Source organism: Pseudomonas sp. REST10 (genome assembly GCF_029542605.1).
Classification (GTDB): Bacteria; Pseudomonadota; Gammaproteobacteria; order Pseudomonadales; family Pseudomonadaceae; genus Aquipseudomonas; species Aquipseudomonas khazarica.
In genome coordinates this window covers 1667392-1692777 of the sequence record NZ_CP035677.1, presented here as the reverse complement: position 1 = coordinate 1692777, position 25386 = coordinate 1667392, and the positions used below count along the sequence as shown (strand labels likewise).

Sequence of the window (25386 nt, the reverse complement as noted above, 5' to 3'; positions counted from 1 at the left end):
GGCGCAGGGTGGACCGGGGCGCATAGCTGACGCTCCACCCGTCCACCATTCGATACCCCCGGATGCTGGATGAAAAGAGCGTCATCCACCCTGCGCACGACAAACGCCGCTCCCTCAGGCAGTACCTGTGGGAGCGGCTTCAGCCGCTAAGCGCTTCCATCGTTTTCAGGATTTCCCCCATGCCTTCCAAGGTCATCCTCGTCATGCTCGACGGCCTCAGCCATTCGGTCGCACAACACGCCATGGGCCATCTGCATGCCTGGTGCCAAGCCGGGCGGGCGGCCTACTACCGCCTGGACTGCGAGCTGCCGGCGCTGTCGCGCCCGCTCTACGAATGCATCCTTACCGGCGTACGCCCCATCGACAGCGGCGTGGTGCACAACGACGTCTCGCGCCTGTCGCGTGAGCACAGCCTGTTTCATTACGCGCGCGATGCCGGCCTGACGACCGCCGCCGCGGCCTATCACTGGGTCAGCGAGCTGTACAACCGTTCGCCCTTCGTCGCCGTGCGCGATCGCCACACCAGCGATCCAGGCCTGCCGATCCAGCACGGCCATTTCTACTACGCCGACCACTACCCGGACTCGCACTTGTTCGTCGACGCCGAGAGCCTGCGCCTGCAGCACGAGCCGGACCTGCTGCTGGTGCACCCGATGAACATCGACGACGCCGGGCACAAGCACGGCCTGGACAGCCCGCAGTACCGCAACGCGGCACGCATGGCCGACGTGCTGCTGGCCGACCACCTGCAGAACTGGGTCGATGCCGGCTACCAGGTGCTGGTCACCGCCGACCACGGCATGAACGTCGACCGCTCGCACAACGGCCTGTTGCCGGAGGAGCGCCAGGTGCCGCTGTTCGTCATCGGCGACGCCTTCAGCCTCGACGCGGCCGCCCGCCCACGGCAGGTCGAACTGTGCGGCAGCATCTGTCAGCTGCTCGGTGTGCCCCATGACAAACCCTACTGCGCGGAGCTGTTGAAATGAGCGCGCCGTCTTCCCTGCGACGCTGGTTACCGCTGCTGTGCCTGCTGCCTTTCGCCGTGTTCTTCCTGGTGTTTCAGGTCGCGCCGCTGGTGTGGGTGGCGGTCAACAGCCTGAACGGCCCCAATGGCTGGGGCCTGGGCAATTTCGAGAAGATCTTCGCATCCAAGTTCTACCTGCAGGCGATCAAGCACAGCCTGCAGATCGCCTTCTGGTCGAGCCTGTTCGGCATGGCCATCGCCATCCTCGGCAGCTACTCGCTGCGCCAGGTGGACTCGAAGCTGCGCGACTTCGTCATCGCCTTCTCCAACATGACCAGCAACTTCGCCGGCGTGCCGCTGGCCTTCGCCTTCATCATCCTGCTCGGCTTCAACGGTGCGCTGACCCTGCTGCTGATCCAGGCCGGGCTGATCGACGGCTTCAACCTCTACTCGAAGAACGGCCTGATCGTCCTCTACACCTACTTCCAGATTCCCCTGGGCGTGCTGTTGCTCTACCCCGCCTTCGACGCCCTGCGCCAGGACTGGCGCGAGTCGGCGGCGCTGCTCGGCGCCGGCACCTGGGACTTCTGGCGCCACATCGGCCTGCCGGTGCTGACCCCGGCCCTGCTCGGCACCTTCGTCATCCTCCTGGCCAATGCCCTGGGCGCCTACGCCACGGTGTACTACCTGACCACGGGCAACTTCAACGTGCTGCCGATCCGCATCGCGGCGATGGTCTCCGGTGACATCTCGCTGAACCCGAACCTGGCCAGCGCCCTGTCGATGATCCTGGTCGGGCTGATGGTGCTGATCACCATCGTTCACCAGCTGCTGCTGAAAAGGAGCAACCATGTCACACGCTGACGCCCCTGCCGCCAGCCTCTACCACCGAGTCGTGGTCTGGCTGCTGTTCCTCATCCTGCTCCTGCCGCTGGCCGGCACCCTGCTCTACTCACTGTCCACCAGCTGGTCGGCGACCATCCTGCCGGATGGCCTGACACTGAAGTGGTACGCCGCCCTGTGGAGCGACGAGCGCTTCCTGCGCGCCTTCGCCCAGTCGCTGCTGGTCTGCGTCGGCGCCCTGGCGCTGTCGGTGATGCTGATCCTTCCGCTGATGTTCGTGGTGCACTACCACTTCCCCAGGCTCGACACGCTGATGAACGTGCTGATCCTGCTGCCGTTCGCGGTACCGCCGGTGGTGTCCTCGGTGGGCCTGCTGCAGCTCTATGGCTCCGGCCCGCTGGCGATGACCGGCACGCCGTGGATCCTGTTCGGCTGTTACTTCACCATCGCCCTGCCGTTCATGTACCGCGCCATCAGCAACAACCTGCAGGCGATCAACCTGCGCGACCTGATGGACGCTGCCCACCTGCTCGGCGCCAGTACCTGGAAGGCGGCCTTTCTGGTGGTGCTGCCGAATCTGCGCAAGGGCCTGATGGTGTCGCTGTTCCTCTCCTTCAGCTTCCTGTTCGGCGAGTTCGTCTTCGCCAACATGCTGGTCGGCACCCGCTATGAAACGCTGCAGGTGTACCTGAACAACATGCGCAACAGCAGCGGCCACTTCAACAGTGCGCTGGTGATCTCCTATTTCTTCTTCGTCCTGGTCTTCACCTGGGCGGCCAACCGTTTGAACAGGGACAAGGCATGAGCTTCCTGAGCATCCAAAACCTGCATAAAAGCTACGGCGACACCCGCATCTTCAGCGACATCAACTGCGAGATCGCCCAGGGCGAGTTCGTCACCCTGCTCGGCCCCTCCGGCTGCGGCAAGTCCACCCTGCTGCGCTGCATCGCCGGACTGACCGGCGTCGATGGCGGGCAGATCATCCTCGGCGACCAGGACCTGGTGCCGCTGACGCCGCAGAAACGTGGCATCGGCATGGTGTTCCAGAGCTATGCGCTGTTCCCCAACATGACCGTGGCGCAGAACGTCGCCTTCGGCCTGCGCATGCAGAAAGTGGCCAGGACCGAGAGCGACAAGCGCGTGCAGGAAGCCCTGGACATGGTCGAGCTGGGCGAGTTCGCCACACGCTACCCGCACCAGCTTTCCGGCGGCCAGTGCCAGCGCGTGGCCCTGGCCCGCTCGCTGGTCACCCGTCCGCGCCTGCTGCTGCTCGACGAGCCGCTGTCGGCCCTCGACGCACGCATTCGCAAACACCTGCGCGAGCAGATCCGCGCCATCCAGCAGGAACTGAACCTGACCACCATCTTCGTCACCCACGACCAGGAAGAGGCGCTGACCATGAGCGACCGCATCTTCCTCATGAACGCCGGCAAGATCGTCCAGAGCGGCGACGCCGAGACCCTCTACACCGCCCCCGTGGACGCCTTCGCCGCCGGTTTCATCGGCAACTACAACCTGCTCGAGGCCGATGCCGCCAGCCGCCTGCTGGAGCAGACGGTGAGTTCGCGCGTGGCGATTCGCCCGGAAGCCATCGCCTTCGCCGAGCATGGCATCGGCGCGAAAATCGTCAGCCACAGCCTGCTGGGCAACGTCGTGCGCTACCGCATCGACGCCCGCGGTGTGGAGCTGTTCGTCGACGTGCTCAATCGCTCGGCGGATGAACTCTACAGCTGCGGCCAGCAGGTCAGCCTGCAGATCGATGTCGGCGCAATCCGGGAGGTGGCGTGATGGCCCTGGTCATATTCGATCTGGACGAAACCCTGATCCACGGCGACTGCTCCACCCTGTGGACCGAGGAAATGGTGAAGATCGGCTGGGCCGATGGCGATTCCTTCATCAGCCACGAGCAGGAGCTGATGCGCCAGTACGCCAGCGGGACCCTGGCCATGGAGGACTACATGGCCTTCACCCTGTCGCCGCTGGTCGGGCGCACGCCCGAGGAGGTCGCCCACGTGGTCGAGCCCTTCGTCGAGGACGTGATCGAGCCGATCTTCTACAGCGACGCCAGCCGCTGCCTGGCCCGGCACCGCGAAGCCGGCGACCGCCTGCTGGTGATCTCCGCCTCGGCGCACTTCCTGGTCAGCGCGATTGCCGAACGCTTCGGCATCGGCGAAGTGCTGGCCATCGACCTGGAACAACAGCGGGGCTTCTACACCGGACGCACCGAAGGCGTGCTGACCTATCGCGAAGGCAAGGTGACGCGCCTGCATGCCTGGCTCAGTGAACAGGGCGAAAGCCTGGCCGGGGCCGCCTTCTACTCCGACTCGCGCAACGACCTGCCGCTGCTGAAACTGGTGGAGAAGCCCTTCACCGTCAACCCGGACCCGGTTCTGCGCGCCCACGCCGAACAGGCGGGCTGGCCCATCCTCAACTGGCGCTGAGCGCGCCAGCCGGGGCCTGCATGATCCCTTCGCACGCCTCGATCAACGCCGCCGCCAACTCACGCGCATAACCGGGCAACTGGTTACGCGCGTGCAGGGCCACCTCCACCGGTGCCACGGCGGCAAAGCCTTCGGCGGCCCCCAGTTCGCGGTGCGCCGCGGTGATCAGGCGGCGCGGCAGCAGAGTCAGGCCCAGACCGCCTTCGGCCGCCGCGCTGACGCCCGGCAGGCTGCTGCTGACATAGGCGATGCGCCAGGGCTTGCCCATGGCATCCAGGGCGTGGGTCATCTCCAGGCGATACAGGCCGTTGGGCGGGAACACCGCCAGCGGCACCGGGTTGCGCGCCAGCACCGGCCGTGCGCGGCTGTCCAGCCAGGCCAGGGGCTCGGCCCAGCTGGCCAGCCCCTTGGCGCTGCCGGCGCGCTGCTTGATCAGCGCCAGATCCAGCTCGCCGGCGTTGAACGCACGCCACACGTCATGACTGAGGCCGCTGGTGATCTCCAGGCGGATGCCAGGGTGCGCGTCGGCGAAATCAGCCAGGTAAGGCGTCAGGCTGTTGGCCGCGAAATCGTCCGGCACACCGAGACGCACCTCGCCCTCCACCGCACTCTGGCCCAGCGCGAGCAGCGCTTCGTCCATCAGCGCAACGATGCGATTGGCATAACCGAGCAGGCGTTCACCTTCGGTGGTGGTCACCACGTAGCGGCCGCTGCGGTCGAGCAGCTCGGCGCCGATCTGCTCCTCCAGGCGCCGCACCTGCTGGCTGACCGTGGACTGGGTCAGGTGCAGGCTGGCCGCGGCACGGGTGAAGCCACCGGTCTGGACCACGGCGAGAAAGCTGCGCAACAGCACGGGATCGAGCATATCGACACCTATCATGAAACCCACTGACAGGGATTCTACTATTTAATTTCCGAATCCAGGCGCAAATTCCTATAGTGCATGGGAGACCGTTTTCCGCGCCGGGTCGATCCCGGTGCCTTTCACCCGCCGAGGCAATCTCTCGATGAGCAAATCGCCCTACTACTACGCCCCGCATGGCGGCCATCCCGGTCAGGAGCAACTGCTGACCGATCGCGCCATGTTCACCGAAGCCTACGCCGTGATCCCCAAAGGCGTGATGCGTGACATCGTCACCAGCCACCTGCCGTTCTGGGACAACATGCGCATGTGGGTCATCGCCCGCCCGCTGACCGGTTTCGCCGAAACCTTCTCGCAGTACATCGTCGAAGTCGCCCCCAACGGCGGCAGCGACAAGCCCGAGCTGGACCCGAGCGCCGAAGGCGTGATCTTCGTCGTCGAAGGCGAGTGCAACCTGACCCTGAACGGCACCCGGCATGCCCTGCGTCCGGGCAGCTACGCCTTCATCCCGCCACAGAGCGACTGGTCGCTGCGCAACAACGGCAGCGAAGCGGTGCGTTTCCACTGGCTGCGCAAAGCCTACCAGCCCGTCGAAGGCGTGCCCTACCCGGAAGCCTTCGTGACCCACGAGCAGGACATCGAGCCGATCGTCATGCCGGGCACCGAAGGTCGCTGGAGCACCACGCGCTTCGTCGAAATCAGCGACATGCGCCATGACATGCACGTCAACATCGTCAACTTCGAGCCGGGCGGCGTGATCCCCTTCGCCGAGACCCACGTCATGGAACACGGCCTGTACGTGCTGGAAGGCAAGGCGGTGTATCGCCTCAACCAGGACTGGGTCGAAGTCGAGGCCGGTGACTTCATGTGGCTGCGCGCCTTCTGCCCGCAGGCCTGCTACGCCGGTGGCCCGAGTCGCTTCCGCTACCTGCTGTACAAGGATGTGAACCGCCAGATGCCGCTGACTCTGGGCGGCCTCAAGCGCTGAGTGCAGGAGTGGCTCTAGCCGCGGGCTGACGCACCGCCGCGGATTGCATCCGGGCTACACAACCGTAGCCCGGAGGAAATCCGCGGCATGCAGCATGAACACCTGCAGCGTCGGCCGCGAGGCAGTCACCGCAATACGCCCATGACGACAAAGGCCACCCGAAGGTGGCCTTTGTCGTTCCAGCGCGCTGATCAGCTGTGGCGGATCAGGTGATCGAAGGCGCTCAGCGAGGCCTTGGCCCCCTCACCCACGGCGATGACGATCTGCTTGTACGGCACGGTGGTGACGTCACCGGCAGCGAAGACGCCCGGCACGCTGGTCTGGCCCTTGGCATCGACCACGATCTCGCCGAAGCGGTTGAGCTCGAGGGTGCCCTTGAGCCAGTCGCTGTTGGGCAGCAGGCCGATCTGCACGAAGATGCCTTCCAGTTCGACCGTGTGCAGCGCTTCGCTGGTGCGGTCCTTGTAGACCAGCGCGTTGACCTTCTGGCCATCGCCCTTGACCTCGGTGGTCTGCGCACTCTTGATCACGGTCACGTTCGCCAGGCTGTACAGCTTCTTCTGCAGCACGGCATCGGCACGCAGGGTGTCGGCGAACTCCAGCAAGGTCACATGGGCGACGATCCCGGCCAGGTCGATGGCCGCCTCGACGCCGGAGTTACCGCCACCGATCACCGCCACGCGCTTGCCCTTGAACAGCGGGCCGTCGCAGTGCGGGCAGAAGCACACGCCCTTGGCCTTGTACTCCTGCTCGCCGGGCACCCCCATCTCGCGCCAGCGTGCGCCGGTGGAGAGGATCACGGTCTTGGCCTTGAGCGAGGCGCCATTCTCGAACTGCACCTCGTGCAGGCCGCCTTCGCCATTGGCCGGCACCAGCGCGGAGGCGCGCTGCAGGTTCATCACGTCGACTTCGTATTCCTTGACGTGTTCTTCCAGGGCGCGCACCAGCTTCGGCCCTTCGGTTTCCTTCACCGAAATGAAGTTCTCGATCGCCATGGTATCGAGCACCTGGCCACCGAAACGCTCGGCAGCGATGGCCGTGCGGATGCCTTTGCGCGCAGCGTAGATGGCCGCCGAGGCGCCAGCCGGGCCACCGCCGACCACCAGCACGTCGAAGGCTTCCTTGGCGCTCATCTTCTCGGCGTCGCGGCTGCCGGCCTTGGTGTCGATCTTGGCGAGAATCTCCTTCACTTCCATGCGGCCGGAAGCGAATACCTCACCGTTCAGGTAGATGCTCGGCACGGCCATGACCTGGCGACGCTCGACTTCTTCCTGGAACAGCGCACCGTCGATGGAGACGTTGCGGATATTGGGGTTCAGCACTGCCATCAGGTTCAGCGCCTGGACCACGTCCGGGCAGTTCTGGCAGCTCAGCGAGAAATAGGTCTCGAACTCGAAACGGCCTTCGATGGCCTTGATCTGGGCGATGGTATCGGCGTCCAGCTTCGACGGGTGGCCACCGACCTGCAGCAGCGCCAGCACCAGCGAGGTGAACTCATGGCCCATGGGGATGCCGGCGAAGGCGACGCCGGTGTCTTCGCCCGGACGATTCAGGGCGAACGAAGGACGACGGGCATCGCTGCCATCGGTCTTCAGGGTGATCTTGTCGGTCAGGCCGACGATGTCGTTGAGCAGGCCAAGCAGCTCCTGGGATTTCGCGCTGTCATCGAGGGACGCGACGATCTCGAACGGCTGGGTGACCTTTTCCAGGTAGGCCTTCAACTGGGCTTTAAGATTGGCGTCCAACATGGCGAACAGTCCTCAGAAACAAAAAATTCGGGCAATAAAATGCCCGGACGGATCGCGCCCGGGCATCGGGCACCACAAGGGCCGGTGATGGCCCAAACAGCGCAGGTAGCAAGTGCAAAACGGGTTTCAGAGCGTCGGGAGCGACGGCCAGACAAGGCGTAATCCGATGAGGGCGCGGAATGTACCGACGTACATGACAAGCCCGAGTCCGATTACCCCGCTGCCTGGCCGAGCGCAGCAGCTCTGAAGCCGTTCTTAGATCTTGCCGACCAGGTCCAGCGAAGGAGCCAGAGTGGCTTCGCCTTCTTTCCACTTGGCCGGGCAAACCTGACCCGGGTTGGCGGCGGTGTACTGAGCGGCCTTCAGCTTGCGCAGGGTCTCGGACACGTCACGGGCGATTTCGTTGGAGTGGATTTCCAGGGTCTTGATCTGGCCTTCCGGGTTGATGATGAAGGTGCCGCGCAGCGCCAGGCCTTCTTCCGGAATGTGCACGCCGAAGGCGTTGGTCAGCTGGTGGGTCGGGTCACCGATCAGCGGGAACTGAGCCTTGCCAACGGCCGGCGAAGTTTCGTGCCAGACCTTGTGCGAGAAGTGAGTGTCGGTGGTCACGATGTAAACCTCGGCACCCGCCTTCTGGAACTCGGCGTAGTTGTTGGCGGCGTCTTCGATCTCGGTCGGGCAGTTGAAGGTGAAGGCAGCCGGCATGAAGATCAGCACGGACCACTTGCCCTGCAGGGACTGCTCGGTCACTTCGACGAACTCACCAGCGTGGAAAGCGTTGACCTTGAACGGTTGAACTTGAGTATTGATGAGAGACATCTCTGACTCCTTCTGAGGTTTCTGTGAGGGTTGAAAATTTACGGTTGCTATCTTAGCTACCTAACGGAAAAAAGCTTATTGATTACGGCCATGATATCGATTGATTGCACCAATCGATAACGAAGCCCGCGCCAGACGCGGGCTGCAGCCCTGGCTCAGGCCAGGTCGGGATCGATCAATAGCGCCAGTTTACCTGCGACTTGGTTACCAGCGAGTGTCTCGAACGCCACTTCGCTGTCTTCGATCGCAAAAGTGCGCTCCAGTTGCGGCCGCAATCGGCCTTCGGCGAACAGCGGCCAGACCTGCTGCTGCAGGTCATGCAACAGATCCGCCTTGAACTGATCGTCGCGGTTGCGCAGGGTCGAGCCGATCAGCTGGATGCGCTTGCCCAGCACCTGCGCCAGGTCCAGCTTGGCCTCGCGCCCGCCCATCAGGCCGATGTTGATCCAGCGCCCGTCACGCGCCAGCAGCTCCAGGTTGAGGGCCGCGTACTGGCCACCGACGGGATCAAGGATCACGTCGAACGGTCCGAAATCGCTGAGCGCCTGAAGATCTTCGCCACGCAGCGCGCCGCCCTGGGCGCCTAGCCCTTCGCAGTAGGCCAGCCGCTCGGCGGAGCCGACGCTGACCCAGCAGGGGCTGCCGAACGCCTTGCACAGCTGGATCGCCGCCGAGCCCACACCACTGGCACCGGCATGCAGCAGAACCTTCTCGCCAGGATGCAGGGCGCCGAGCTGAAACAGGTTGAGCCAGGCCGTGGCATACACCTCGGGGACCACGGCGGCCTCGACCAGGCTGAGGCCCTCGGGCACCGACATGGCATGGCGCGCATCGACCACCACCTCTTCGGCCATACCGCCGCCCGCCAGCAGGCAGCAGACCCGATCCCCCACCTGCCAGGCGCTGCCGGCGCCCACTTCGGTGACCACGCCGGAGCACTCCAGGCCCAGAGCCTGGCTGGCCCCCGGCGGTGGCGGGTAGAGCCCCGCGCGCTGCAGCAGATCGGCCCGATTGAGCCCTGCGGCGGCGACCTTCACGCGAATCTGCCCCGCGTCGCAGGCCTGGGTGGGTTGTTCCAACCACTCCGCACGCCCTTCGACGCCTTGCAATGCCTTCATGCTGCCTCCATAGTGCAAGTGAAACGAGCCTCGCGCCTTGCGCGAGGCTTTCGTCTAGCGCCAACGGAACCTGGCGCCCTCAGATACGGCCTAATATGCGTTATCACCTGCCACTACGTCGAATCCGCATGAAACGCTCTCTAGCAAGTACCGCCCTCGCCCTAGTACTCGGCTTCAGTGCCCTGCCGCTGGCGGCCAAGACCACTCCAGCGACCAGCTGGGACTATCTGCAGCCGGACCGCGATCAGGTGATTGCCAGTCTCAACGTCGTGGAGCTGCTCAAGCGCCACCACTACAACAAGCCGCCGCTCAACGACGAGCGCTCGATCAAGATCTACGACAACTACCTGAAGTTGCTCGATCCATCGCGCAGCTACTTCATGGCGTCGGACATCGCCGAATTCAACCAGTGGCGCAACCAGTTCGATGACCTGCTCAAGAGCGGCAACCTCGAACCGGGCTTCGCCATCTACCGCCGGCACCTGACGCGCCTGCAGGAGCGCCTCGACTTCGCCCTGGCCGAGCTGGCCAAGGGGGTCGACAAGATCGACTTCAGCGTCGACGAGGACCTGCAGGTCGACCGTGAGAAAGCGCCCTGGGCGAAGGACCGTGCCGAGCTCGACGACCTGTGGCGCAAGCGCGTCAAGGATGAAGTGCTGCGACTGAAGATCGCCGGCAAGGAAACCAAGGACATCCAGGAGCTGCTGACCAAGCGCTACAAGAACCAGCTCAAGCGCCTCAAGCAGACCCGTGGCGAGGATGTGTTCCAGGCCTACATCAACGCCTTCGCCACCACCTACGACCCGCACACCACGTACCTGTCGCCGGACAACGCGGAAAACTTCGATATCAACATGAGCCTCTCGCTCGAAGGTATCGGTGCCGTGCTGCAGAGCGACAACGAGCACGTCAAGGTGGTGCGCCTGGTGCCCGCCGGCCCGGCGGAGAAGAGCAAGCAGATCGCACCGGCCGACAAGATCGTCGGTGTCGCCCAGGGCAACGAAGAGATGGTCGACGTGATCGGCTGGCGCCTGGACGAAGTGGTCAAGCTGATCCGTGGCCCGAAAGGCTCCACGGTACGCCTGGAAGTCATTCCGGCCAGCAACCCGCCGACCGACCAGACCAGCAAGGTGGTCACCATCACCCGCGAGGCAGTGAAGCTCGAAGAGCAGGCGGCGAAGAAGAAGGTCCTGCACCTCAAGCAGGATGGCCGCGACTACAAGCTCGGGGTCATCGAACTGCCGGCCTTCTACCTCGACTTCAAGGCCTTCCGCGCGGGCGACCCCAACTACAAGAGCACCACGCGTGACGTGAAACAGCTGATCGACGAGCTGCGTGCCGAGAAGGTCGACGGCCTGGTCATCGACCTGCGCAACAACGGCGGTGGCTCCCTGCAGGAAGCCACCGAGCTGACCAGCCTGTTCATCGAGCAGGGCCCGACCGTACTGGTACGCAACGCCGATGGCCGCGTCGACGTACTGGCGGACGAGAACAAGGGGATCTACTACAACGGCCCCCTGGCCGTACTGGTCAATCGCCTCTCGGCCTCCGCCTCGGAGATCTTCGCCGGCGCCATGCAGGACTATCACCGCGCGCTGATCCTCGGCGGCCAGACCTTCGGCAAGGGCACGGTGCAGACCATCCAGCCGCTCAATCACGGCGAACTGAAGCTGACCCTGGCCAAGTTCTACCGTGTATCGGGGCAGAGCACCCAGCACCAGGGCGTGCTGCCGGACATCGCCTACCCCGACGTGATGCACACCAAGGACATCGGTGAGAGCGCCCTGCCCGCCGCCATGCCCTGGGACAGCATCCGCCCGGCGATCAAGCCGGAGCTGGACCCGATCAAACCGTTCCTCACCCAGCTACAGAGCAAGCACGACCAGCGCACCGCGCAGGACCCGGACTTCCTCTTCACCCGCGCCAGCATCGACCTGTCGAAGCAGCTGATGGCCGAAACCACCGTCAGCCTCAACGAAGTCAAACGCCGTGCGCAGCAGGCCGCCATCGAGGCCAAGCAGCTCAAGCTGGAGAACGACCGTCGCGTGGCCAAGGGTGAGAAGCCTCTCGCGGAACTGGCCAAGGAAGACGAAGACGCCCTGCCCGTGGAAGACAAGGGCAAGCCGGAAGACGACGCCTACCTGTCCGAGTCCGGCCACATCCTCATCGACTACCTGAGCCTGAACCCGTCCCTGGCCATCCATTGACCAGGGATCAGGGAACGTCATCAAATTGTCATCGAACTGTCGTGAAATGCAGGGGCCGGCTGAAAAGCCGGCCTCTTCGTTTCCGGCAGATCGAGAACACCATGACCGTCACCGAGCAGTTGAGCGCCTTGGGGAATATCCTCGCTCACGGCGACCTCAGTAGCCTGTTCCAGCCCATCGTCTCGCTTTCCGAGCAGCGCATCCTCGGCTACGAGGCGCTGACCCGTGGCCCGTCCAACAGCCCGCTGCACTCGCCCCTGACCCTGTTCGCCGTCGCCCGCCATGCCGGCCGCCTGAGCGAGCTGGAAATGGCCTGTCGCAAGAGCGCGTGCCGGGGTTTCAGCGCACTGGGGCTGGAGGGCAAGCTGTTCCTCAACGTGTCTCCCGAATCGCTGCTCGACCCCAGCCACCAGCCCGGACGCACCCTGAAGCTGCTGCAGACCTTCGGCATACCGCCCAGCCAGGTGGTGATCGAACTCACCGAGCAGTCGCCGACCGAAGACTTCGCGCTGCTCGACAATGCCCTGCACCATTACCGCGCCATGGGCTTCTCCATCGCCCTGGACGACCTTGGCGCCGGCTATTCCAGCCTGCGCCTGTGGTCCGAGCTGCGCCCGGACTACGTGAAGATCGACCGCCACTTCATCGACGGCATCCACCAGGACGCGGTGAAGCGCGAGTTCGTCGGCTCGATCCTGAAGATGGCCGAGGCCTCGCGCGCACAGGTCATCGCCGAGGGCATCGAGCTGACCGAAGAGCTGACCGTACTGGCCGAGATGGGCGTCGATCTGGTGCAGGGCTACCTGCTGAGCAGGCCGCAGGAAAAACCGCCACGGGACGCCCGCCAGTTGCTGCCACAGCTGCAGAGCACGCAGCACAGCAGCCTCAACGAGGACAACCATGACCTCAGCGCCCTGCTCAACGAGCAGCCCGCCGTCGACCAGCGCACCGCCATCGCCGAGGTGCTGGATCTGTTTCGTGCCCAGGCCAATCTGAACTCACTGGCGGTGCTCGACGAGCAGCAACAACCGGTAGGTATCGTGCACCGCCATTCGCTCTCCGAAGCGCTGCTGAAGCCCTTCGCGACCGACCTGTTCGCGCGCAAACCGATCAGCCGCCTGATGAGCCAGGACTTTCTCGCGGTGGAACTGAAGCAATCGCTGCAGAAGGTCAGCCGCCTGCTCACCAGCCGCGCACGGCAGCGCATCGAAGAGGACTTCATCATCATCCAGGGTGGCCGCTACCTCGGCCTGGGGCGGGTGATCGACGTGCTCAAGCTGATCACCGAACAGAAGCTGCAGCAGGCGCGTCATGCCAACCCGCTGACCCTGCTACCGGGCAACGTGCCCATCCAGCAGTGCCTGAGCCGGCTGCTGCAACAACAGCGGGAAGCGGCGGTGTGCTACGTCGACATCGACAGCTTCAAGCCCTTCAACGACCTCTACGGCTACGCCAAGGGCGACGAGGTCCTGCTGTGCCTGGCACAGTGCCTGAACGAGCGGGTGGACCCGGCGCGCGATTTCGTCGGTCATATCGGGGGCGATGATTTCATGCTGGTGCTCGGCTCGACCGACTGGCGCGAAAAGCTCGGTCGCCTGATCGAGGACTTCCAGAGCCAGTGCCGCCGCTTCTACCGCGAAGAACACCTGCAGGCCGGCTGTTTCGTCGCCCACAACCGTCACGGCCAGCGCCAGGAATACGCCCTGCTGTCGCTGTCCATCGGCGTGGTGCACGTGAGTAAGGAAGACTGCCTGCAGCTCGACGCCTCGCGCCTGGCGGAACTCGCCTCCGAAGCCAAGCGCCACGCCAAGGCCGTGCCCGGCTACAGCCTGCACATCCTCGCCGGATCAGCCAGCTGAAACCTGCGTCTCCTGCGCCAGCGCGGCATGCTGCTCGGCCAGGGCCCGATCAGGCGTGACGCCCGGTGCGCCGTCGAGATACACCTGGCTCAGGCGCCGCGCTGCCAGCGGATGGCCAGCTGCCAGCGCCATCTCCCACCAGCGCACCGCCTGCACACCGTCCGGCGCCTGTCGCGTGTCACCCTGCAACGCCTGCACACCCAGCTGATAGGCGGCCTTGCCGTCGCCGCCGCTGGCAGCCAGGCGCAACAGCCTCAGCCCCTCCTCGCGCGCACCGAGGCCCTGACCGCGAAACAGCAGGATATGGCCGTAGAAGCTTTGCGCCGGGGTATCGCCCAGGTTGGCCATGCGCCCGTACTGGCCCTGCATCCACTGCCACAGGCGCGGCTGACGCAGCGTCCACGACCAGTGAAACAGGCGCCGGGCCAACCAGTAGCCCAGGCGCGCGCGCACCTGCCAGAGCAGCCTAGACATCGACGGGATAGTCGAATTCGAACACCCGGACCACCTCTGCGGCATGCCAGGATGCCGCCGCCACGCCATCGGAGGCTCCGCTGAAGCGCCCCAGGCGCATCACGCAGTCGAAGAAGCCGGTACGCGGCAGACGGCTGGCCCCCTGGCTGATGACCAGCGCGCTGCGCAGTGGCCGTTCGGCACGGGCATCCAGCGCCGCCAGATGCTCCAGCGCTGCGGTCAGGGTCTGCATGGCCGGTGTCGGCAGGTCGAGGCGCTCGATCAGCGCACGGTAGGTAAGCAGATGGCGCTGCCGGCGCGCATCATCGAGTTCGTCAAGCAACGCCTGCCAGTGTTGGCGACTGATACGTACGCTCAAGACCAGCCCTCCAACCCCAGCGACCATGCCAGGGAGCGCAGGATGGCCGCATCCGGTTGACGCTCGCCACGCTCGATCATCGCCAGATAGTGCGGGCTGATACCGACACTGCGCGCCAGCGCCTCGGCCGTCAGCCCTTTGTCTTCACGCAGTGCCCGCAGTTGATCGAGCCCGGGTCTCACGGCCTCCGGATCAGGCTGTTCGCGACCGGATTCGACGGCAGGCTGGTGTCCTGCGGCCTGCAGCAGGGCCTGATAATCGGCCCAGGGCAGTACCGCGTACTCCGGCTCACCATCGCGGGCAATGATTTGCACACTCATGAGTCTCTCCGTTGGAAAGCAGGACCGATGGCCTCGATCCTTTCCTTGCAAGCGGCCATCTTAACAGGGCCAAGCCGCCTGGGGCGTGATCCGTGCAGACACTCCACGCAGCGCGCCGCGTCTCGCCGCACAGGCGCCCGCGATCAGGAATGCAACGGCTCGGCCGGCAGGTGCTCAATGAGCGCCAGCTTCTCCGGGGCCTGCCTGGCACGCCAGGCCTTGAATGCCTCGAGTTCCCCCTGCCAGGTGCGCATCACCCAGGCCAGCACGGCCAGGTCATCGACGAACCCCACCCCCACCAGCCAGTCGGGAATGGCGTCCAGCGGGGTGATGAAATACAGCAACGCGGCGACCACCATCAGCAACGCCTGGCGGCTGATCTGCCGGTATTCCCCCTTGAACCAGGCCAGGCTCAGCGCGCGCAGCAGCTGCAGGTCATCCTTCAGCGCGGCGAAGCGCTGGCCCTGCGGGGTGCGCTTGTCACCCAGCGCGCGCAGCAACTCAGGCAGCCGCCCCTCACGAAGAAAACGGGCCGCCAGCGGCAGGTAACGCGTCAGTTTCCACGGGGTTTTCATCGGACCTCCTCGGCAAGCCAGGCGCTGCCTGGGCTTGCTTCGCTTATCCACCGAAGCTGTGGATAAATCTGTGCAAAGACTTTCGACAAGCTTATCAAAGCCCCGTGGCATGGGGCCTGGGCTCAGATCGGGCATTTTTTATACAGCCCATAAAACCCATGAAAATCAACGAGTTGCCGATTGACATGAACAGCTTGCAAGGGTAGCGCACGCTTGTTAGGAACCTTTCCCACAATGTGCATAAGCGTAACACTGCAGGTGCCAGCCAAGGCCCGGAAACGACAACGCCCCGTCAAGACGGGGCGTTGTCATGAAGCCATGCAGTGTTACTGCGCTGCCGGCTCGGCTGGCTCAGCCGGTTCTGCCGCATGATCCTTGATACCGATCAGCTCCAGGTCGAACACCAGCACCGCGTTGGCCGGAATGGCCGGGGACGGGCTCTGCTCGCCATAGGCCAGCTCGCTGGGGATGTACAGTTTGTACTTCTCACCCACGTGCATCAGCTGCAGACCTTCGACCCAACCCGGGATCACGCCACCGACCGGCAGGTCGATGGGGCTGCCACGTGCGACGGAGCTGTCGAAGACGCTGCCATCGGTCAGCTTGCCTTCGTAGTGAACGGTCACCACGTCGCTTTCCTTCGGCTGCGCGCCGTCGGTCTTCTTGATCACTTCGTATTGCAGGCCGGACGGCGTGGTCACGACGCCTTCTCGCTTGCCGTTCTCTTCGAGGAATTTCTTGCCGGCTTCGGCCGCTTCCTTGTTCAGCGCGGTCATGCGCTCTTGCGCACGGTTCTGCAGGAAGGAGAAGGCCTCGATCATGTCCTCGTCCTTGATGCGCGGCTCCTTCTTCGCCAGCGCGTCTTCGATGCCCTGGGCGACGGCCTTGGAATCCAGATCGTCCATGCCTTCCTCGGACAGACTGCGACCCATGTTCAGGCCGATGCCGTAGGAGGCTTTCTGCGCGGGGCTCTTGAGTTCGACTTCGCTGGTTTGCGAATCGCAACCGGCAAGCACCAGGCCCACCAGGGCAACCGCTGCCGCCAAACGATGCTGTTTCATGCTTGTTCCTTGTAGATACGCCCGAAGGCCGTCGTGTGAAAGCGCGAGCTTAGCAGTACGCCGCGATCACTGGCTACGGCATAGGAGCCGTGCAATGCGCATAAGTTCAAGCAAACAAAGGATTTTTTCGAAGAGATTCGGCTGGCGCCGAAGCATTGTCACAGGAGGGGATGAAGCGAGGAGAAGAATGGCGCAGCGGACGGGACTCGAACCCGCGACCCCCGGCGTGACAGGCCGGTATTCTAACCGACTGAACTACCGCTGCGCGTAACTGCGAGATTGGTGGGTGGTGACGGGATCGAACCGCCGACCCTCTGCTTGTAAGGCAGATGCTCTCCCGGCTGAGCTAACCACCCATTCGCTCTCGAAGTGGGGCGCATTCTAGAGAGCGATCCGCACCTTGGCAAGCCCTCTTTGCAAAAAAATTTACCGGCCCAGCAAGAACTTAGGTGAGACCAGCGAATTTTCTCGACGCACCGTGGTCAGGGTTGGCCTGAGCCCGCCAGCGGAGAATAATGCGCGCTCTGTGCCGAGTGGACGAATCCCTGTCCATCACCTTCATCCGTCGCGGTGCGCCTCCTTTCTCATGCGGGAAAGGTTCATGGATGGCGCCACCCCGCGACCTCAACACCAATGGAGAGTCACCTGCTCATGTGGTTTCGTAACCTGCTGGTCTACCGCCTCACTCAGGACATCCCGTTCGACGCCGACGCGCTGGAAGCCGCACTGTCCGGCAAGCAGGCCCGTCCCTGCGCCAGCCAGGAGCTGACCACCTATGGCTTCACCGCGCCCTTCGGCAAGGGTGCCGATGCCCCGCTGGTGCATGTCAGCGGTGATTTCCTGCTGATCGGCGCGCGCAAGGAAGAGCGCATCCTGCCGGGCTCGGTGGTGCGTGACGCGCTGAAGGAGAAGGTCGACGAGATCGAGAACACCCAGATGCGCAAGGTGTACAAGAAGGAGCGCGATCAGATCAAAGACGAGATCGTCCAGGCCTTCCTGCCTCGCGCCTTCATCCGCAAGTCCGGCACCTTCGCGGCCATCGCGCCGAAGCAGGGCCTGATCCTGGTCGACAGCGCCAGCGCCAAGAAAGCCGAGGACCTGCTCTCCACCCTGCGCGAGGCCATCGGCTCGCTGCCGGTACGCCCGCTGTCGGTGAAGATCGCACCGACCGCCACCCTGACCGACTGGCTGAAGAACCAGAGTGCCGCCGAAGGCTTCTTCGTGCTCGACGAGTGCGAGCTGCGCGACACCCACGAAGACGGTGGCGTGGTGCGCTGCAAGCGCCAGGACCTGACCAGCGAGGAAATCCAGCTGCACCTGTCCACCGGCAAGCAGGTCACCCAGCTGTCGCTGGCCTGGCAGGACAAGCTGTCGTTCGTGCTCGACGACAAGCTGACCATCAAGCGCCTGCGCTTCGAAGACGTCCTGCAGGAGCAGGCCGAGCAGGACGGTGGCGATGACGCCTTGGCCCAGCAGGATGCCAGCTTCGTGCTGATGATGATGACCCTGGTGGAGTTCCTCCCGGAGCTGTTCACCGCACTGGGCGGCGAAGAGATTCCGCAAGGCATCTGATAACCCGCCGGGTGGATGACGCGTCTTTCATCCACCATCCGGACAGGCGGTGGACACGCTTCGCGCTGCCCACCGCCCCTGTTCAGGTCAAGGATTCGAGGCTCTCGGTGAAGGCGCTGGCGCCCTGCTCCGCCGTGCTGAAGTTGTGACGCATGAAGGCGAACAGCTCGCGCCCGCAGCCACTGGCCGGCGCCGGCCTGGCCGCCAGTTCGCGGGAAGCCAGCTCGGCGTCTGCGACTTTCAGGAGCAATTCACCGCTGCGACCATCGACACGCAGCACGTCGCCATCGCGCACCCGCGCCAGCGGCCCGCCGTCGAACGCTTCCGGACACACATGGATGGCCGCCGGGATCTTGCCGGAGGCGCCGGACATGCGCCCGTCCGTCACCAGCGCCACCTTGAAGCCCCGGTCCTGCAGCACACCGAGGTAAGGCGTCATCTTGTGCAGCTCCGGCATGCCGTTGCTGCGCGGTCCCTGGAAGCGCACCACGGCAACGAAATCGCGCTCCAGCCTGCCGGCCTTGAAGGCTTCCACCAGCTCCAGCTGGTCCTCGAAGACCAGCGCCGGCGCTTCGACCACCTGGTGCTCCGGCGCCACCGCAGACACCTTCATCACCCCACGCCCCAGGTTGCCCTGCATCAGGCGCAGGCCACCCTCGGCCGAGAAGGGCCGGGCCACCGGACGCAACACGCTTTCCTCGAGGCTCGCACTCGGCCCGTCACGCCATACCAGCTTGCCGGCTTCGAGGAAGGGTTCGCGGGTGTAACGCGACAAGCCGCGCCCGGCCACGGTATTGACCTCTTCGTGCAGCAGGCCGGCATCCAGCAGTTCACGGATGAGAAAGGCCATGCCACCGGCGGCCTGGAAGTGATTGATGTCGGCCTTGCCGTTGGGATAGACGTGCGCCAGGGTCGGCACCACCTCGGACAGGTCGGCCATGTCCTGCCAGGTCAGCAGGATCCCGGCGGCACGGGCGATGGCCGGCATGTGCAGGGTGTGATTGGTCGAGCCGCCCGTCGCGTGCAGGGCGACGATCGAGTTGACCAGGCAGCGCTCGTCGACGATCTCGCCGATGGGCATGAACTGGCCGCTCTGCCGGGTCAGGCGCGTGACCTGCTGCGCGGCCTCGCGGGTCAGGGCATCACGCAGCGGCGTGCCCGGATTGATGAAGGAGGCGCCCGGCAGATGCAGCCCCATCACTTCCATCAGCAGTTGGTTGGTGTTGGCGGTGCCGTAGAAGGTGCAGGTGCCCGGCCCGTGGTAAGCCGCCATCTCCGCCGCGAGCAGCTCGTCACGGCTCGCCTTGCCCTCGGCATAGCGCTGCCGCACGTCGGCCTTTTCCTTGTTGGACAGGCCCGAGGTCATCGGCCCTGCCGGGACGAACAGCGACGGCAGGTGACCGAAGCGCAGCGCGCCCATCAGCAGGCCAGGAACGATCTTGTCGCAGACCCCCAGGTACAGCGCGGCATCGAACATGTTGTGCGACAGCGCCACCGCGCTGGCCATGGCGATCACTTCGCGACTGGCGATACCCAGCTCCATGCCCGGTTCGCCCTGCGTGACGCCGTCGCACATGGCCGGCACGCCACCGGCGAACTGCCCGACCGAACCCAGCTCGCGCAGGGCCTGCTTGATCTGCTCGGGGAACCGCTCATACGGCTGATGCGCCGACAGCATGTCGTTGTAGGCGGACACGATGGCGACGTTGGCCGCATCCATCAGCCGCAGCGCCTGCTTGTCGTGCCCGCTGCAACCGGCAACGCCATGGGCGAAGTTGGCGCACTGCAGCTTGCCGCGCTGCGGCCCTTCGCTGGCCGCCGTGCGAATCATCTCGAGGTAGCGCTGGCGCGTGGCTCGGCTGCGCTGGATAAGACGGTCGGTCACTTCGACAACACGGGGATGCATGAGGAATCTCCAGGTTAACAGCTAGCGCATATTTATATTTACAACAAAATTCTGCCACTCATTGGGCTTGATTTCCACGGCAACGGGAATAATCTTGTAATTCTAACAACAAAATCACGAGACCCTCACCATGACGCTACGAATCGCCATCAACGGTTTTGGCCGCATCGGTCGCAACGTGCTGCGAGCACTCTATACCCAGAACTACCGCCAGCAGCTGCAGGTCGTGGCGATCAACGACCTGGGAGACAGCGCGATCAACGCCCACTTGCTGCAATATGACAGCGTACACGGGCATTTCCCCGAAGAGGTGCGGGTCGATGGCGAAAGCCTGTGGATCAAGGGTGACCGCATCGCCGTCAGCGCCATCCGCAACCCCGTCGACCTGCCGTGGCGGGCACACCAGGTCGACGTGGTGCTCGAATGCACCGGGCTGTTCACCGAACGCGACAAGGCCGCCGCACACCTGGCCGCGGGTGCGCGCAAGGTGCTGATCTCGGCCCCGGCCAAAGGGGCCGATGCGACGCTGGTCTACGGAGTCAACGACGAGGTCCTGACGCCGGCCATGCAGATCATCTCCAACGCCTCCTGCACCACCAACTGCCTGGCGCCCGTGGCTCAGGTGCTGCAACGCGAGCTGGGCATCGAACAGGGCCTGATGACCACCATTCACGCCTACACCAACGACCAGAACCTTTCCGACGTCTATCACAGCGACCCCTATCGCGCACGCTCGGCCACCCAGTCGATGATCCCGACCAAGACCGGCGCCGCCGAGGCCGTCGGCCTGGTCCTGCCGGAGCTGGCGGGCAAGCTCACCGGCATGGCGGTGCGGGTGCCGGTGATCAACGTCTCGCTGGTCGACCTGACCCTGCAGGTCAAACGCGACACCGACGCGACCGAAGTCAACGCCCTGCTCAAGGCGGCCAGCGAATGCTCGCCGGTGCTCGGCTACAACGCGCTGCCGCTGGTGTCCTGCGACTTCAACCACAATCCACTGTCGTCGATCTTCGATGCCAACCACACCAAGGTCAGCGGCCGGCTGCTCAAAGTCATGGCCTGGTATGACAACGAGTGGGGCTTCTCCAACCGCATGCTGGACAACTGCCTGCTCCTGGCACGCATGAAGTGAAAGAGGAGGTTCGATGAGCCGCATCAGCTTCACCCAGGCGACCTTGCCCGCTCGCAAGCGCATCGCCCTGGTCGCCCACGACCACTGCAAGAGCTTCCTTCTCGACTGGTGCGAGCGCCAGCGCGAGCGGCTGCGCCAGCACCAGCTGCTGGCGACCGGCACCACGGGCCTGCTGCTGGGCCAGCGCCTGGAGCTGCCGGTGGAAAGCATGATCAGCGGTCCGCTGGGCGGTGACCAGCAGATCGGCGCACGCATCGCCGAGCAGCGCGTGGACATGCTGGTGTTCTTCTGGGACCCGTTCGAACCGCAGCCGCACGACCCCGACATCAAGGCCCTGTTGCGCGTCGCGGCGGTGTGGAACATTCCGGTGGCGTGCAACGAGAGCAGCGCCGATTACCTGCTCAGCAGCAGCCTGATGGAGCGCGAGCACAGCTACCGCATTCCCGACTACCAGACCTACCTGGCCGGACGCCGCTGAGCAACGCGCTAGAAATCCACCTTGCCGCGCCCCGCCTTGATCGCCCCACGCTTGCTCTTGCCATCGAGGCGGCGCTTCTTCGACCCCAGCGTCGGCTTGGTCGGGCGGCGCTTCTTGTCCACCTTGACCGCATGGCGGATGAGTTCGAGCAGTCGCTCCAGCGCATCGGCGCGGTTCTGCTCCTGGGTGCGGTACTGCTGCGCCTTGATGATCACCACGCCGTCTGCGGTGACGCGGCTGTCGGCAAGCCCCAGCAGGCGTTCCTTGTAGAACGGCGGCAGCGACGAAGCCTGACTGTCGAAGCGCAGGTGCACGGCACTCGACACCTTGTTGACGTTCTGCCCGCCGGCGCCCTGGGCGCGAATGGCGGTCAGCTCGATTTCATCGAGCGGGAGGTGGACGCTGTTGGACAGGATCAGCATGAGCAGGGTTTCTGGATGAACATGCGCATCAGGATACCTCTGCGGTCTGTAATCTTTGCTTGAAATTTCCCCACGCCACGCCGGCAGCACCTCGGCTAACGTAGCGGCCTCTACTCTTGCGGAAGCACACGATGGACTCCATAACCCAGGCGGTACTCGGCGCCAGCATCCAGGGCGCACTGCTCGGCCGCTGGCAGGGACGCAAGGCCCTGCTCTACGGCGCCATGCTCGCCACCGTACCCGATCTGGACGTGATCATGGAGTACGGCGACGCGGTGGCCAACATGACCTACCACCGAGGTTTCAGCCACTCGCTGTTCGTGCTCAGCGGCTTCGCCCTGCTGCTGACCTGGCTGGCCAGACGCTTTCGGCCTCATCCCGGCTACTCGGCCCAGCGCCTGCTGCTGACCCTGTGGCTGGTGCTCGTCACCCACCCGCTGCTGGATGCCTTCACCAGCTATGGCACGCAGCTGTTCTGGCCGCTGACGCCGACACCCACAGCCTGGTCCAGCCTGTTCATCATCGACCCGCTGTATACCGTGCCGCTGATCGCGGCCGTGGTCATCAGCCTGTTCACCGGACTACGCGAGCAGAGCTGGCGCGTGCCCGCCGTCGCTCTGGCCCTGTCGACGCTGTACATCGGTTTCAGCCTGGCCGGCAAGTTCATGGCCGAACAGCGCGTGGAGCAGGAACTGGCGCGCCAGGGCATCCAGGCAGAACGCCTGTTCGTCACCCCGACGCCGTTCAACACCCTCCTCTGGCGGGTGATCGTGCTCGACGGCGAGGACTACCACGAGGCCCTGGTCGGCTGGCTCGACGACGACACGCCGCACCTGCAGCGCCTGCCACGCGGTACGCAGCTGCGCGAACAGCTCGCGGGCTCGGCCATGCACGAACGCCTGGACTGGTTCACCGGAGGTGTGCTGCGCTATGACCAGGTCGGCGATCACCTGATCGTCACCGACCTGCGCCTGGGCATGACCGGGTTCCATCCGTTCCGCTTCGATTTCGCCCACCTGCGCGACGGTCGCTGGCAGCTACAGGAACACATCGCACGCCTGCCCTTCGAACGCGGGGAGATCGAACACCTGAACCTGTTGCTCAAGCGCATCTGGCAGCCCGAGCTGGATGTGCCGCTGCTGGCCTGGGCCAGCGAACTGCAGAAACCACTTTTGACTGAGACTCGCTCGCACTAAGGGCGTACTATCGGCGTCCCTCCATGCCGAGGCAGGATGCCTGCAATGTTGTTTCGCCGCTTCGAGTCGTTGATCGACGTCTTCAAACCCAGCCCGGACATCGCGCCACCGCCGGGCATGCTGCGCTTCTACGGCCACTACCTGAAACAGGTGTGGCCGCTGATGGTCGCGGTGCTGATCGTGGGCTTCTTCGCCGCCGTGATCGAGGTGGCGCTGTTCAGCTTCCTCGGCCAACTGATCGACATGGCGCAGGCCAGCACGGATGCCGGCAGCTTCTTCGCCGAACACCGCGACGCACTGCTGTGGATGCTGCTGGTGGCGCTGGTCATCCGCCCCCTGGTGTTCGGCCTGCACAACCTGCTCACGCACCAGGCGGTCAACCCCGGGCTGACCAACCTGATCCGCTGGCAGAACCACCGCTACGTACTCAAGCAGAGCCTGAGCTTCTTCCAGAACGACTTCGCCGGTCGCGTCGCCCAGCGCGTGATGCAGACCGGCCCGTCGCTGCGCGACTCGGCCATGCAGGTGATCGACGCGCTGTGGCACGTGGCGGTCTACGCCGGCAGCGCGCTGTACCTGTTCGCCGCCGCCGACCTGCGCCTGGTGCTGCCGCTGGCCCTGTGGATCGTCGGCTACAGCGCTGCGCTGTGGTACTTCGTACCGCGCATCAAGGCACGCTCGGCCGCCGCCTCGGCCGCACGCTCCAAGGTGATGGGGCGCGTGGTCGATGGCTACAGCAACATCGCCACGCTCAAGCTGTTCGCCCACTCGCAGGAAGAGGAAAGCTACGCACGCGAAGCCATGCAGGACCTGCTCGACAAGTTCCGCCTGCAGTCGCGCACCATCACCGCCCTGGACTTTCTCATCACCTGCCTCAACGGCGTGCTGATCGTCGGCACCGGCGCCCTGGCGCTGTGGCTGTGGAGCCAGGCGCTGATCAGCACCGGCGCCATCGCCCTGGCGCTCGGCCTGGTGATCCGCATCAACAACATGGCCGAATGGATCATGTGGGTGGTCAACGGCATCTTCGAGAACGTCGGCACCGTGCAGGACGGCATGCAGACCATCGTCCAGCCGCGCCAGGTCGCCGACCGCGAGGATGCCACGCCGATTCAGGTGCCGCACGGCGGCGTGCGCTTCGAGAACATCCACTTTCACTACGGCAAGCGCGGCGGCGTGATCAGCGGCCTGGACATCGACATCCGCCCCGGCGAAAAGATCGGTCTGGTCGGCCCGTCGGGGGCCGGCAAGTCGACCCTGGTCAATCTGCTGCTGCGCCTCTACGACCTGGAGAGCGGACGCATCCTGATCGACGGCCAGGACATCGGCACGGTGACCCAGGAAAGCCTGCGCGCGCATATCGGCGTCGTGACCCAGGACACCTCCCTGCTGCACCGCTCGATCCGCGACAACCTGCGCTACGGCAAGCCCGATGCCAGTGACGACGAACTCTGGGAGGCAATACGCAAGGCACGCGCCGACAGCTTCATCCCGACGCTCGACGACAGCCAGGGCGGGCGCGGCATGGACGCTCAGGTGGGCGAGCGCGGCGTCAAGCTCTCGGGCGGCCAGCGCCAGCGCATCGCCATTGCCCGCGTGCTGCTCAAGGACGCACCGATCCTGGTGCTGGACGAAGCCACCTCGGCGCTCGATTCGGAAGTGGAGGCGGCCATCCAGGAAAGCCTGGACAGCCTGATGCAGGGCAAGACGGTGATCGCCATCGCCCACCGCCTGTCGACCATCGCGCGCATGGACCGCCTGGTGGTGATCGACAAAGGACAGGTCATCGAAACCGGCAGCCACGCCGAGCTGATCGCCCATGGCGGCCTGTATGCGCGCCTGTGGCAGCACCAGACTGGCGGTTTCGTCGGCGTCGAATAAACACGAGGACAGGCCGCAGGATGGATGACGCTCTTTTCATCCACCATTGCGCTCGCAGCGCGGTGGACGAGTGAAGCGTCGTCCACCCTACGGAATCCCCTCGCCGCCGGCTTCTGCGCCCGACGCAAACCTAGGGTGGGTGACGCTCTTTTCAGCCACCAT

24 protein-coding genes and 2 tRNA genes are annotated in these 25386 nt (G+C 64.7%); 13 read left to right on the top strand and 13 right to left on the bottom strand.

Annotated features, from left to right (window positions below):
• The first annotated feature begins 179 nt into the window (after positions 1-179).
• The 5 genes from EWH21_RS07900 to EWH21_RS07880 are packed head-to-tail and all read left to right on the top strand — an operon-like array spanning position 180 to position 4248.
• A complete protein-coding gene (locus EWH21_RS07900) occupies positions 180-986 on the top strand; it encodes an alkaline phosphatase family protein (RefSeq protein WP_277700231.1) in 807 nt (268 codons plus the stop codon).
• A complete protein-coding gene (locus tag EWH21_RS07895) occupies positions 983-1828 on the top strand; it encodes an ABC transporter permease subunit (protein WP_277700230.1) in 846 nt (281 codons plus the stop codon). Before EWH21_RS07900 ends, EWH21_RS07895 begins: the two co-directional genes overlap by 4 nt.
• Complete coding sequence (locus tag EWH21_RS07890; RefSeq protein WP_277700229.1) at positions 1815-2612, top strand: ABC transporter permease; 798 nt, start codon at positions 1815-1817, stop codon at positions 2610-2612. Before EWH21_RS07895 ends, EWH21_RS07890 begins: the two co-directional genes overlap by 14 nt.
• Positions 2609-3595 carry an ABC transporter ATP-binding protein gene (locus EWH21_RS07885; RefSeq protein ID WP_179553711.1) on the top strand — a complete coding sequence of 329 codons (987 nt, stop codon included), beginning with the start codon at positions 2609-2611 and terminating at the stop codon, positions 3593-3595. The genes EWH21_RS07890 and EWH21_RS07885 overlap by 4 nt, the downstream gene beginning before the upstream one ends.
• Positions 3595-4248 (top strand): HAD family hydrolase, encoded by a 654-nt coding sequence (locus EWH21_RS07880; protein WP_134677392.1) that lies wholly within the window; start codon positions 3595-3597, stop codon positions 4246-4248. The genes EWH21_RS07885 and EWH21_RS07880 overlap by 1 nt, the downstream gene beginning before the upstream one ends.
• On the opposite strand, the gene EWH21_RS07875 is transcribed toward EWH21_RS07880, so the two are convergent.
• Positions 4235-5113, bottom strand: a complete 879-nt coding sequence (locus tag EWH21_RS07875; RefSeq protein WP_047587649.1) for a LysR substrate-binding domain-containing protein — start codon at positions 5111-5113, stop codon at positions 4235-4237. The two genes, EWH21_RS07880 and EWH21_RS07875, sit on opposite strands and share 14 nt — an antisense overlap.
• A gap of 142 nt (positions 5114-5255) precedes the next feature.
• Here EWH21_RS07875 and EWH21_RS07870 point away from each other — a divergent pair, with 142 nt between their 5' ends.
• Complete coding sequence (locus EWH21_RS07870) at positions 5256-6098, top strand: bifunctional allantoicase/(S)-ureidoglycine aminohydrolase (protein ID WP_037056954.1); 843 nt, start codon at positions 5256-5258, stop codon at positions 6096-6098.
• Between the two features lie 191 nt (positions 6099-6289).
• Here EWH21_RS07870 and ahpF read toward each other — a convergent pair whose 3' ends face one another.
• From ahpF to EWH21_RS07855, 3 genes are all read right to left on the bottom strand, one after another.
• The gene (ahpF, locus tag EWH21_RS07865) at positions 6290-7846 is read right to left on the bottom strand and encodes an alkyl hydroperoxide reductase subunit F (RefSeq protein ID WP_277700228.1); all 1557 of its coding nucleotides are present in this window, start codon (positions 7844-7846) and stop codon (positions 6290-6292) included.
• A gap of 255 nt (positions 7847-8101) precedes the next feature.
• Positions 8102-8665, bottom strand: a complete 564-nt coding sequence (gene ahpC, locus EWH21_RS07860; protein WP_037004971.1) for an alkyl hydroperoxide reductase subunit C — start codon at positions 8663-8665, stop codon at positions 8102-8104.
• Between the two features lie 155 nt (positions 8666-8820).
• On the bottom strand, positions 8821-9783 hold the full coding sequence (locus tag EWH21_RS07855; protein ID WP_277700227.1) for an NAD(P)H-quinone oxidoreductase: 963 nt from the start codon (positions 9781-9783) through the stop codon (positions 8821-8823).
• Between the two features lie 128 nt (positions 9784-9911).
• Between EWH21_RS07855 and EWH21_RS07850 the strand changes: the two genes are divergently transcribed.
• Both EWH21_RS07850 and EWH21_RS07845 read left to right on the top strand, forming a co-directional pair.
• Positions 9912-11990 carry a carboxy terminal-processing peptidase gene (locus EWH21_RS07850; protein WP_277700226.1) on the top strand — a complete coding sequence of 693 codons (2079 nt, stop codon included), beginning with the start codon at positions 9912-9914 and terminating at the stop codon, positions 11988-11990.
• Between the two features lie 101 nt (positions 11991-12091).
• Positions 12092-13849 carry a bifunctional diguanylate cyclase/phosphodiesterase gene (locus EWH21_RS07845; protein WP_037057446.1) on the top strand — a complete coding sequence of 586 codons (1758 nt, stop codon included), beginning with the start codon at positions 12092-12094 and terminating at the stop codon, positions 13847-13849.
• Here the strand turns inward: EWH21_RS07845 and EWH21_RS07840 are convergent.
• From EWH21_RS07840 to EWH21_RS07810, 7 genes are all read right to left on the bottom strand, one after another.
• Positions 13838-14323, bottom strand: coding sequence for a sel1 repeat family protein (locus EWH21_RS07840; protein WP_277700225.1), 486 nt, complete (start codon positions 14321-14323; stop codon positions 13838-13840). The genes EWH21_RS07845 and EWH21_RS07840 overlap by 12 nt on opposite strands.
• Positions 14316-14681 carry a hypothetical protein gene (locus EWH21_RS07835; protein ID WP_037057444.1) on the bottom strand — a complete coding sequence of 122 codons (366 nt, stop codon included), beginning with the start codon at positions 14679-14681 and terminating at the stop codon, positions 14316-14318. The genes EWH21_RS07840 and EWH21_RS07835 overlap by 8 nt, the downstream gene beginning before the upstream one ends.
• Complete coding sequence (locus EWH21_RS07830) at positions 14678-15001, bottom strand: helix-turn-helix transcriptional regulator (RefSeq protein WP_277700224.1); 324 nt, start codon at positions 14999-15001, stop codon at positions 14678-14680. The genes EWH21_RS07835 and EWH21_RS07830 overlap by 4 nt, the downstream gene beginning before the upstream one ends.
• Before the next feature lie 143 nt (positions 15002-15144).
• The gene (locus tag EWH21_RS07825; protein ID WP_037057442.1) at positions 15145-15576 is read right to left on the bottom strand and encodes a YkvA family protein; all 432 of its coding nucleotides are present in this window, start codon (positions 15574-15576) and stop codon (positions 15145-15147) included.
• A 326-nt stretch (positions 15577-15902) separates the two neighbouring features.
• On the bottom strand, positions 15903-16637 hold the full coding sequence (locus EWH21_RS07820; RefSeq protein ID WP_277700223.1) for an FKBP-type peptidyl-prolyl cis-trans isomerase: 735 nt from the start codon (positions 16635-16637) through the stop codon (positions 15903-15905).
• Between the two features lie 188 nt (positions 16638-16825).
• A tRNA-Asp gene (locus EWH21_RS07815) sits at positions 16826-16902 on the bottom strand.
• A 15-nt stretch (positions 16903-16917) separates the two neighbouring features.
• Positions 16918-16993 (bottom strand) — tRNA-Val (locus EWH21_RS07810).
• Positions 16994-17288: 295 nt separating this feature from the next.
• On the opposite strand from EWH21_RS07810, the gene rdgC reads away from it, so the two are divergent.
• On the top strand, positions 17289-18209 hold the full coding sequence (gene rdgC, locus EWH21_RS07805) for a recombination-associated protein RdgC (protein WP_037047431.1): 921 nt from the start codon (positions 17289-17291) through the stop codon (positions 18207-18209).
• Between the two features lie 82 nt (positions 18210-18291).
• Here the strand turns inward: rdgC and edd are convergent, their stop codons facing one another.
• Complete coding sequence (edd, locus tag EWH21_RS07800) at positions 18292-20115, bottom strand: phosphogluconate dehydratase (protein ID WP_277700222.1); 1824 nt, start codon at positions 20113-20115, stop codon at positions 18292-18294.
• Between the two features lie 130 nt (positions 20116-20245).
• Between edd and gap the strand changes: the two genes are divergently transcribed.
• Positions 20246-21247 carry a type I glyceraldehyde-3-phosphate dehydrogenase gene (gap, locus tag EWH21_RS07795; RefSeq protein ID WP_277700221.1) on the top strand — a complete coding sequence of 334 codons (1002 nt, stop codon included), beginning with the start codon at positions 20246-20248 and terminating at the stop codon, positions 21245-21247.
• Positions 21248-21260: 13 nt separating this feature from the next.
• Positions 21261-21725: a methylglyoxal synthase gene (locus tag EWH21_RS07790; RefSeq protein ID WP_175253153.1), complete on the top strand. Its 465-nt coding sequence runs from the start codon at positions 21261-21263 to the stop codon at positions 21723-21725.
• 8 nt (positions 21726-21733) lie between these two features.
• On the opposite strand, the gene arfB is transcribed toward EWH21_RS07790, so the two are convergent.
• The gene (arfB, locus tag EWH21_RS07785) at positions 21734-22147 is read right to left on the bottom strand and encodes an alternative ribosome rescue aminoacyl-tRNA hydrolase ArfB (RefSeq protein WP_179553700.1); all 414 of its coding nucleotides are present in this window, start codon (positions 22145-22147) and stop codon (positions 21734-21736) included.
• A gap of 131 nt (positions 22148-22278) precedes the next feature.
• Here arfB and EWH21_RS07780 point away from each other — a divergent pair, with 131 nt between their 5' ends.
• Both EWH21_RS07780 and EWH21_RS07775 read left to right on the top strand, forming a co-directional pair.
• The gene (locus tag EWH21_RS07780) at positions 22279-23343 is read left to right on the top strand and encodes a metal-dependent hydrolase (protein WP_277700220.1); all 1065 of its coding nucleotides are present in this window, start codon (positions 22279-22281) and stop codon (positions 23341-23343) included.
• Positions 23344-23388: 45 nt separating this feature from the next.
• Complete coding sequence (locus EWH21_RS07775; protein ID WP_277700219.1) at positions 23389-25224, top strand: ABC transporter ATP-binding protein; 1836 nt, start codon at positions 23389-23391, stop codon at positions 25222-25224.
• The last annotated feature ends 162 nt before the right edge of the window (positions 25225-25386 follow it).

Coding starts and splice junctions, on each gene's coding strand:
- EWH21_RS07820 (WP_277700223.1), bottom strand. CDS start 16,637: ATGAAACAGCATCGTTTGGCGGCAGCGGTTGCCCTGGTGGGCCTGGTG.
- EWH21_RS07900 (WP_277700231.1), top strand. CDS start 180: ATGCCTTCCAAGGTCATCCTCGTCATGCTCGACGGCCTCAGCCATTCG.
- rdgC (WP_037047431.1), top strand. CDS start 17,289: ATGTGGTTTCGTAACCTGCTGGTCTACCGCCTCACTCAGGACATCCCG.
- EWH21_RS07790 (WP_175253153.1), top strand. CDS start 21,261: ATGAGCCGCATCAGCTTCACCCAGGCGACCTTGCCCGCTCGCAAGCGC.
- EWH21_RS07830 (WP_277700224.1), bottom strand. CDS start 15,001: ATGAGTGTGCAAATCATTGCCCGCGATGGTGAGCCGGAGTACGCGGTA.
- edd (WP_277700222.1), bottom strand. CDS start 20,115: ATGCATCCCCGTGTTGTCGAAGTGACCGACCGTCTTATCCAGCGCAGC.
- EWH21_RS07840 (WP_277700225.1), bottom strand. CDS start 14,323: ATGTCTAGGCTGCTCTGGCAGGTGCGCGCGCGCCTGGGCTACTGGTTG.
- EWH21_RS07895 (WP_277700230.1), top strand. CDS start 983: ATGAGCGCGCCGTCTTCCCTGCGACGCTGGTTACCGCTGCTGTGCCTG.
- EWH21_RS07845 (WP_037057446.1), top strand. CDS start 12,092: ATGACCGTCACCGAGCAGTTGAGCGCCTTGGGGAATATCCTCGCTCAC.
- gap (WP_277700221.1), top strand. CDS start 20,246: ATGACGCTACGAATCGCCATCAACGGTTTTGGCCGCATCGGTCGCAAC.
- ahpF (WP_277700228.1), bottom strand. CDS start 7,846: ATGTTGGACGCCAATCTTAAAGCCCAGTTGAAGGCCTACCTGGAAAAG.
- EWH21_RS07775 (WP_277700219.1), top strand. CDS start 23,389: ATGTTGTTTCGCCGCTTCGAGTCGTTGATCGACGTCTTCAAACCCAGC.
- EWH21_RS07870 (WP_037056954.1), top strand. CDS start 5,256: ATGAGCAAATCGCCCTACTACTACGCCCCGCATGGCGGCCATCCCGGT.
- EWH21_RS07880 (WP_134677392.1), top strand. CDS start 3,595: ATGGCCCTGGTCATATTCGATCTGGACGAAACCCTGATCCACGGCGAC.
- ahpC (WP_037004971.1), bottom strand. CDS start 8,665: ATGTCTCTCATCAATACTCAAGTTCAACCGTTCAAGGTCAACGCTTTC.
- EWH21_RS07885 (WP_179553711.1), top strand. CDS start 2,609: ATGAGCTTCCTGAGCATCCAAAACCTGCATAAAAGCTACGGCGACACC.
- EWH21_RS07855 (WP_277700227.1), bottom strand. CDS start 9,783: ATGAAGGCATTGCAAGGCGTCGAAGGGCGTGCGGAGTGGTTGGAACAA.
- EWH21_RS07875 (WP_047587649.1), bottom strand. CDS start 5,113: ATGCTCGATCCCGTGCTGTTGCGCAGCTTTCTCGCCGTGGTCCAGACC.
- EWH21_RS07825 (WP_037057442.1), bottom strand. CDS start 15,576: ATGAAAACCCCGTGGAAACTGACGCGTTACCTGCCGCTGGCGGCCCGT.
- EWH21_RS07890 (WP_277700229.1), top strand. CDS start 1,815: ATGTCACACGCTGACGCCCCTGCCGCCAGCCTCTACCACCGAGTCGTG.
- EWH21_RS07780 (WP_277700220.1), top strand. CDS start 22,279: ATGGACTCCATAACCCAGGCGGTACTCGGCGCCAGCATCCAGGGCGCA.
- arfB (WP_179553700.1), bottom strand. CDS start 22,147: ATGCTGATCCTGTCCAACAGCGTCCACCTCCCGCTCGATGAAATCGAG.
- EWH21_RS07850 (WP_277700226.1), top strand. CDS start 9,912: ATGAAACGCTCTCTAGCAAGTACCGCCCTCGCCCTAGTACTCGGCTTC.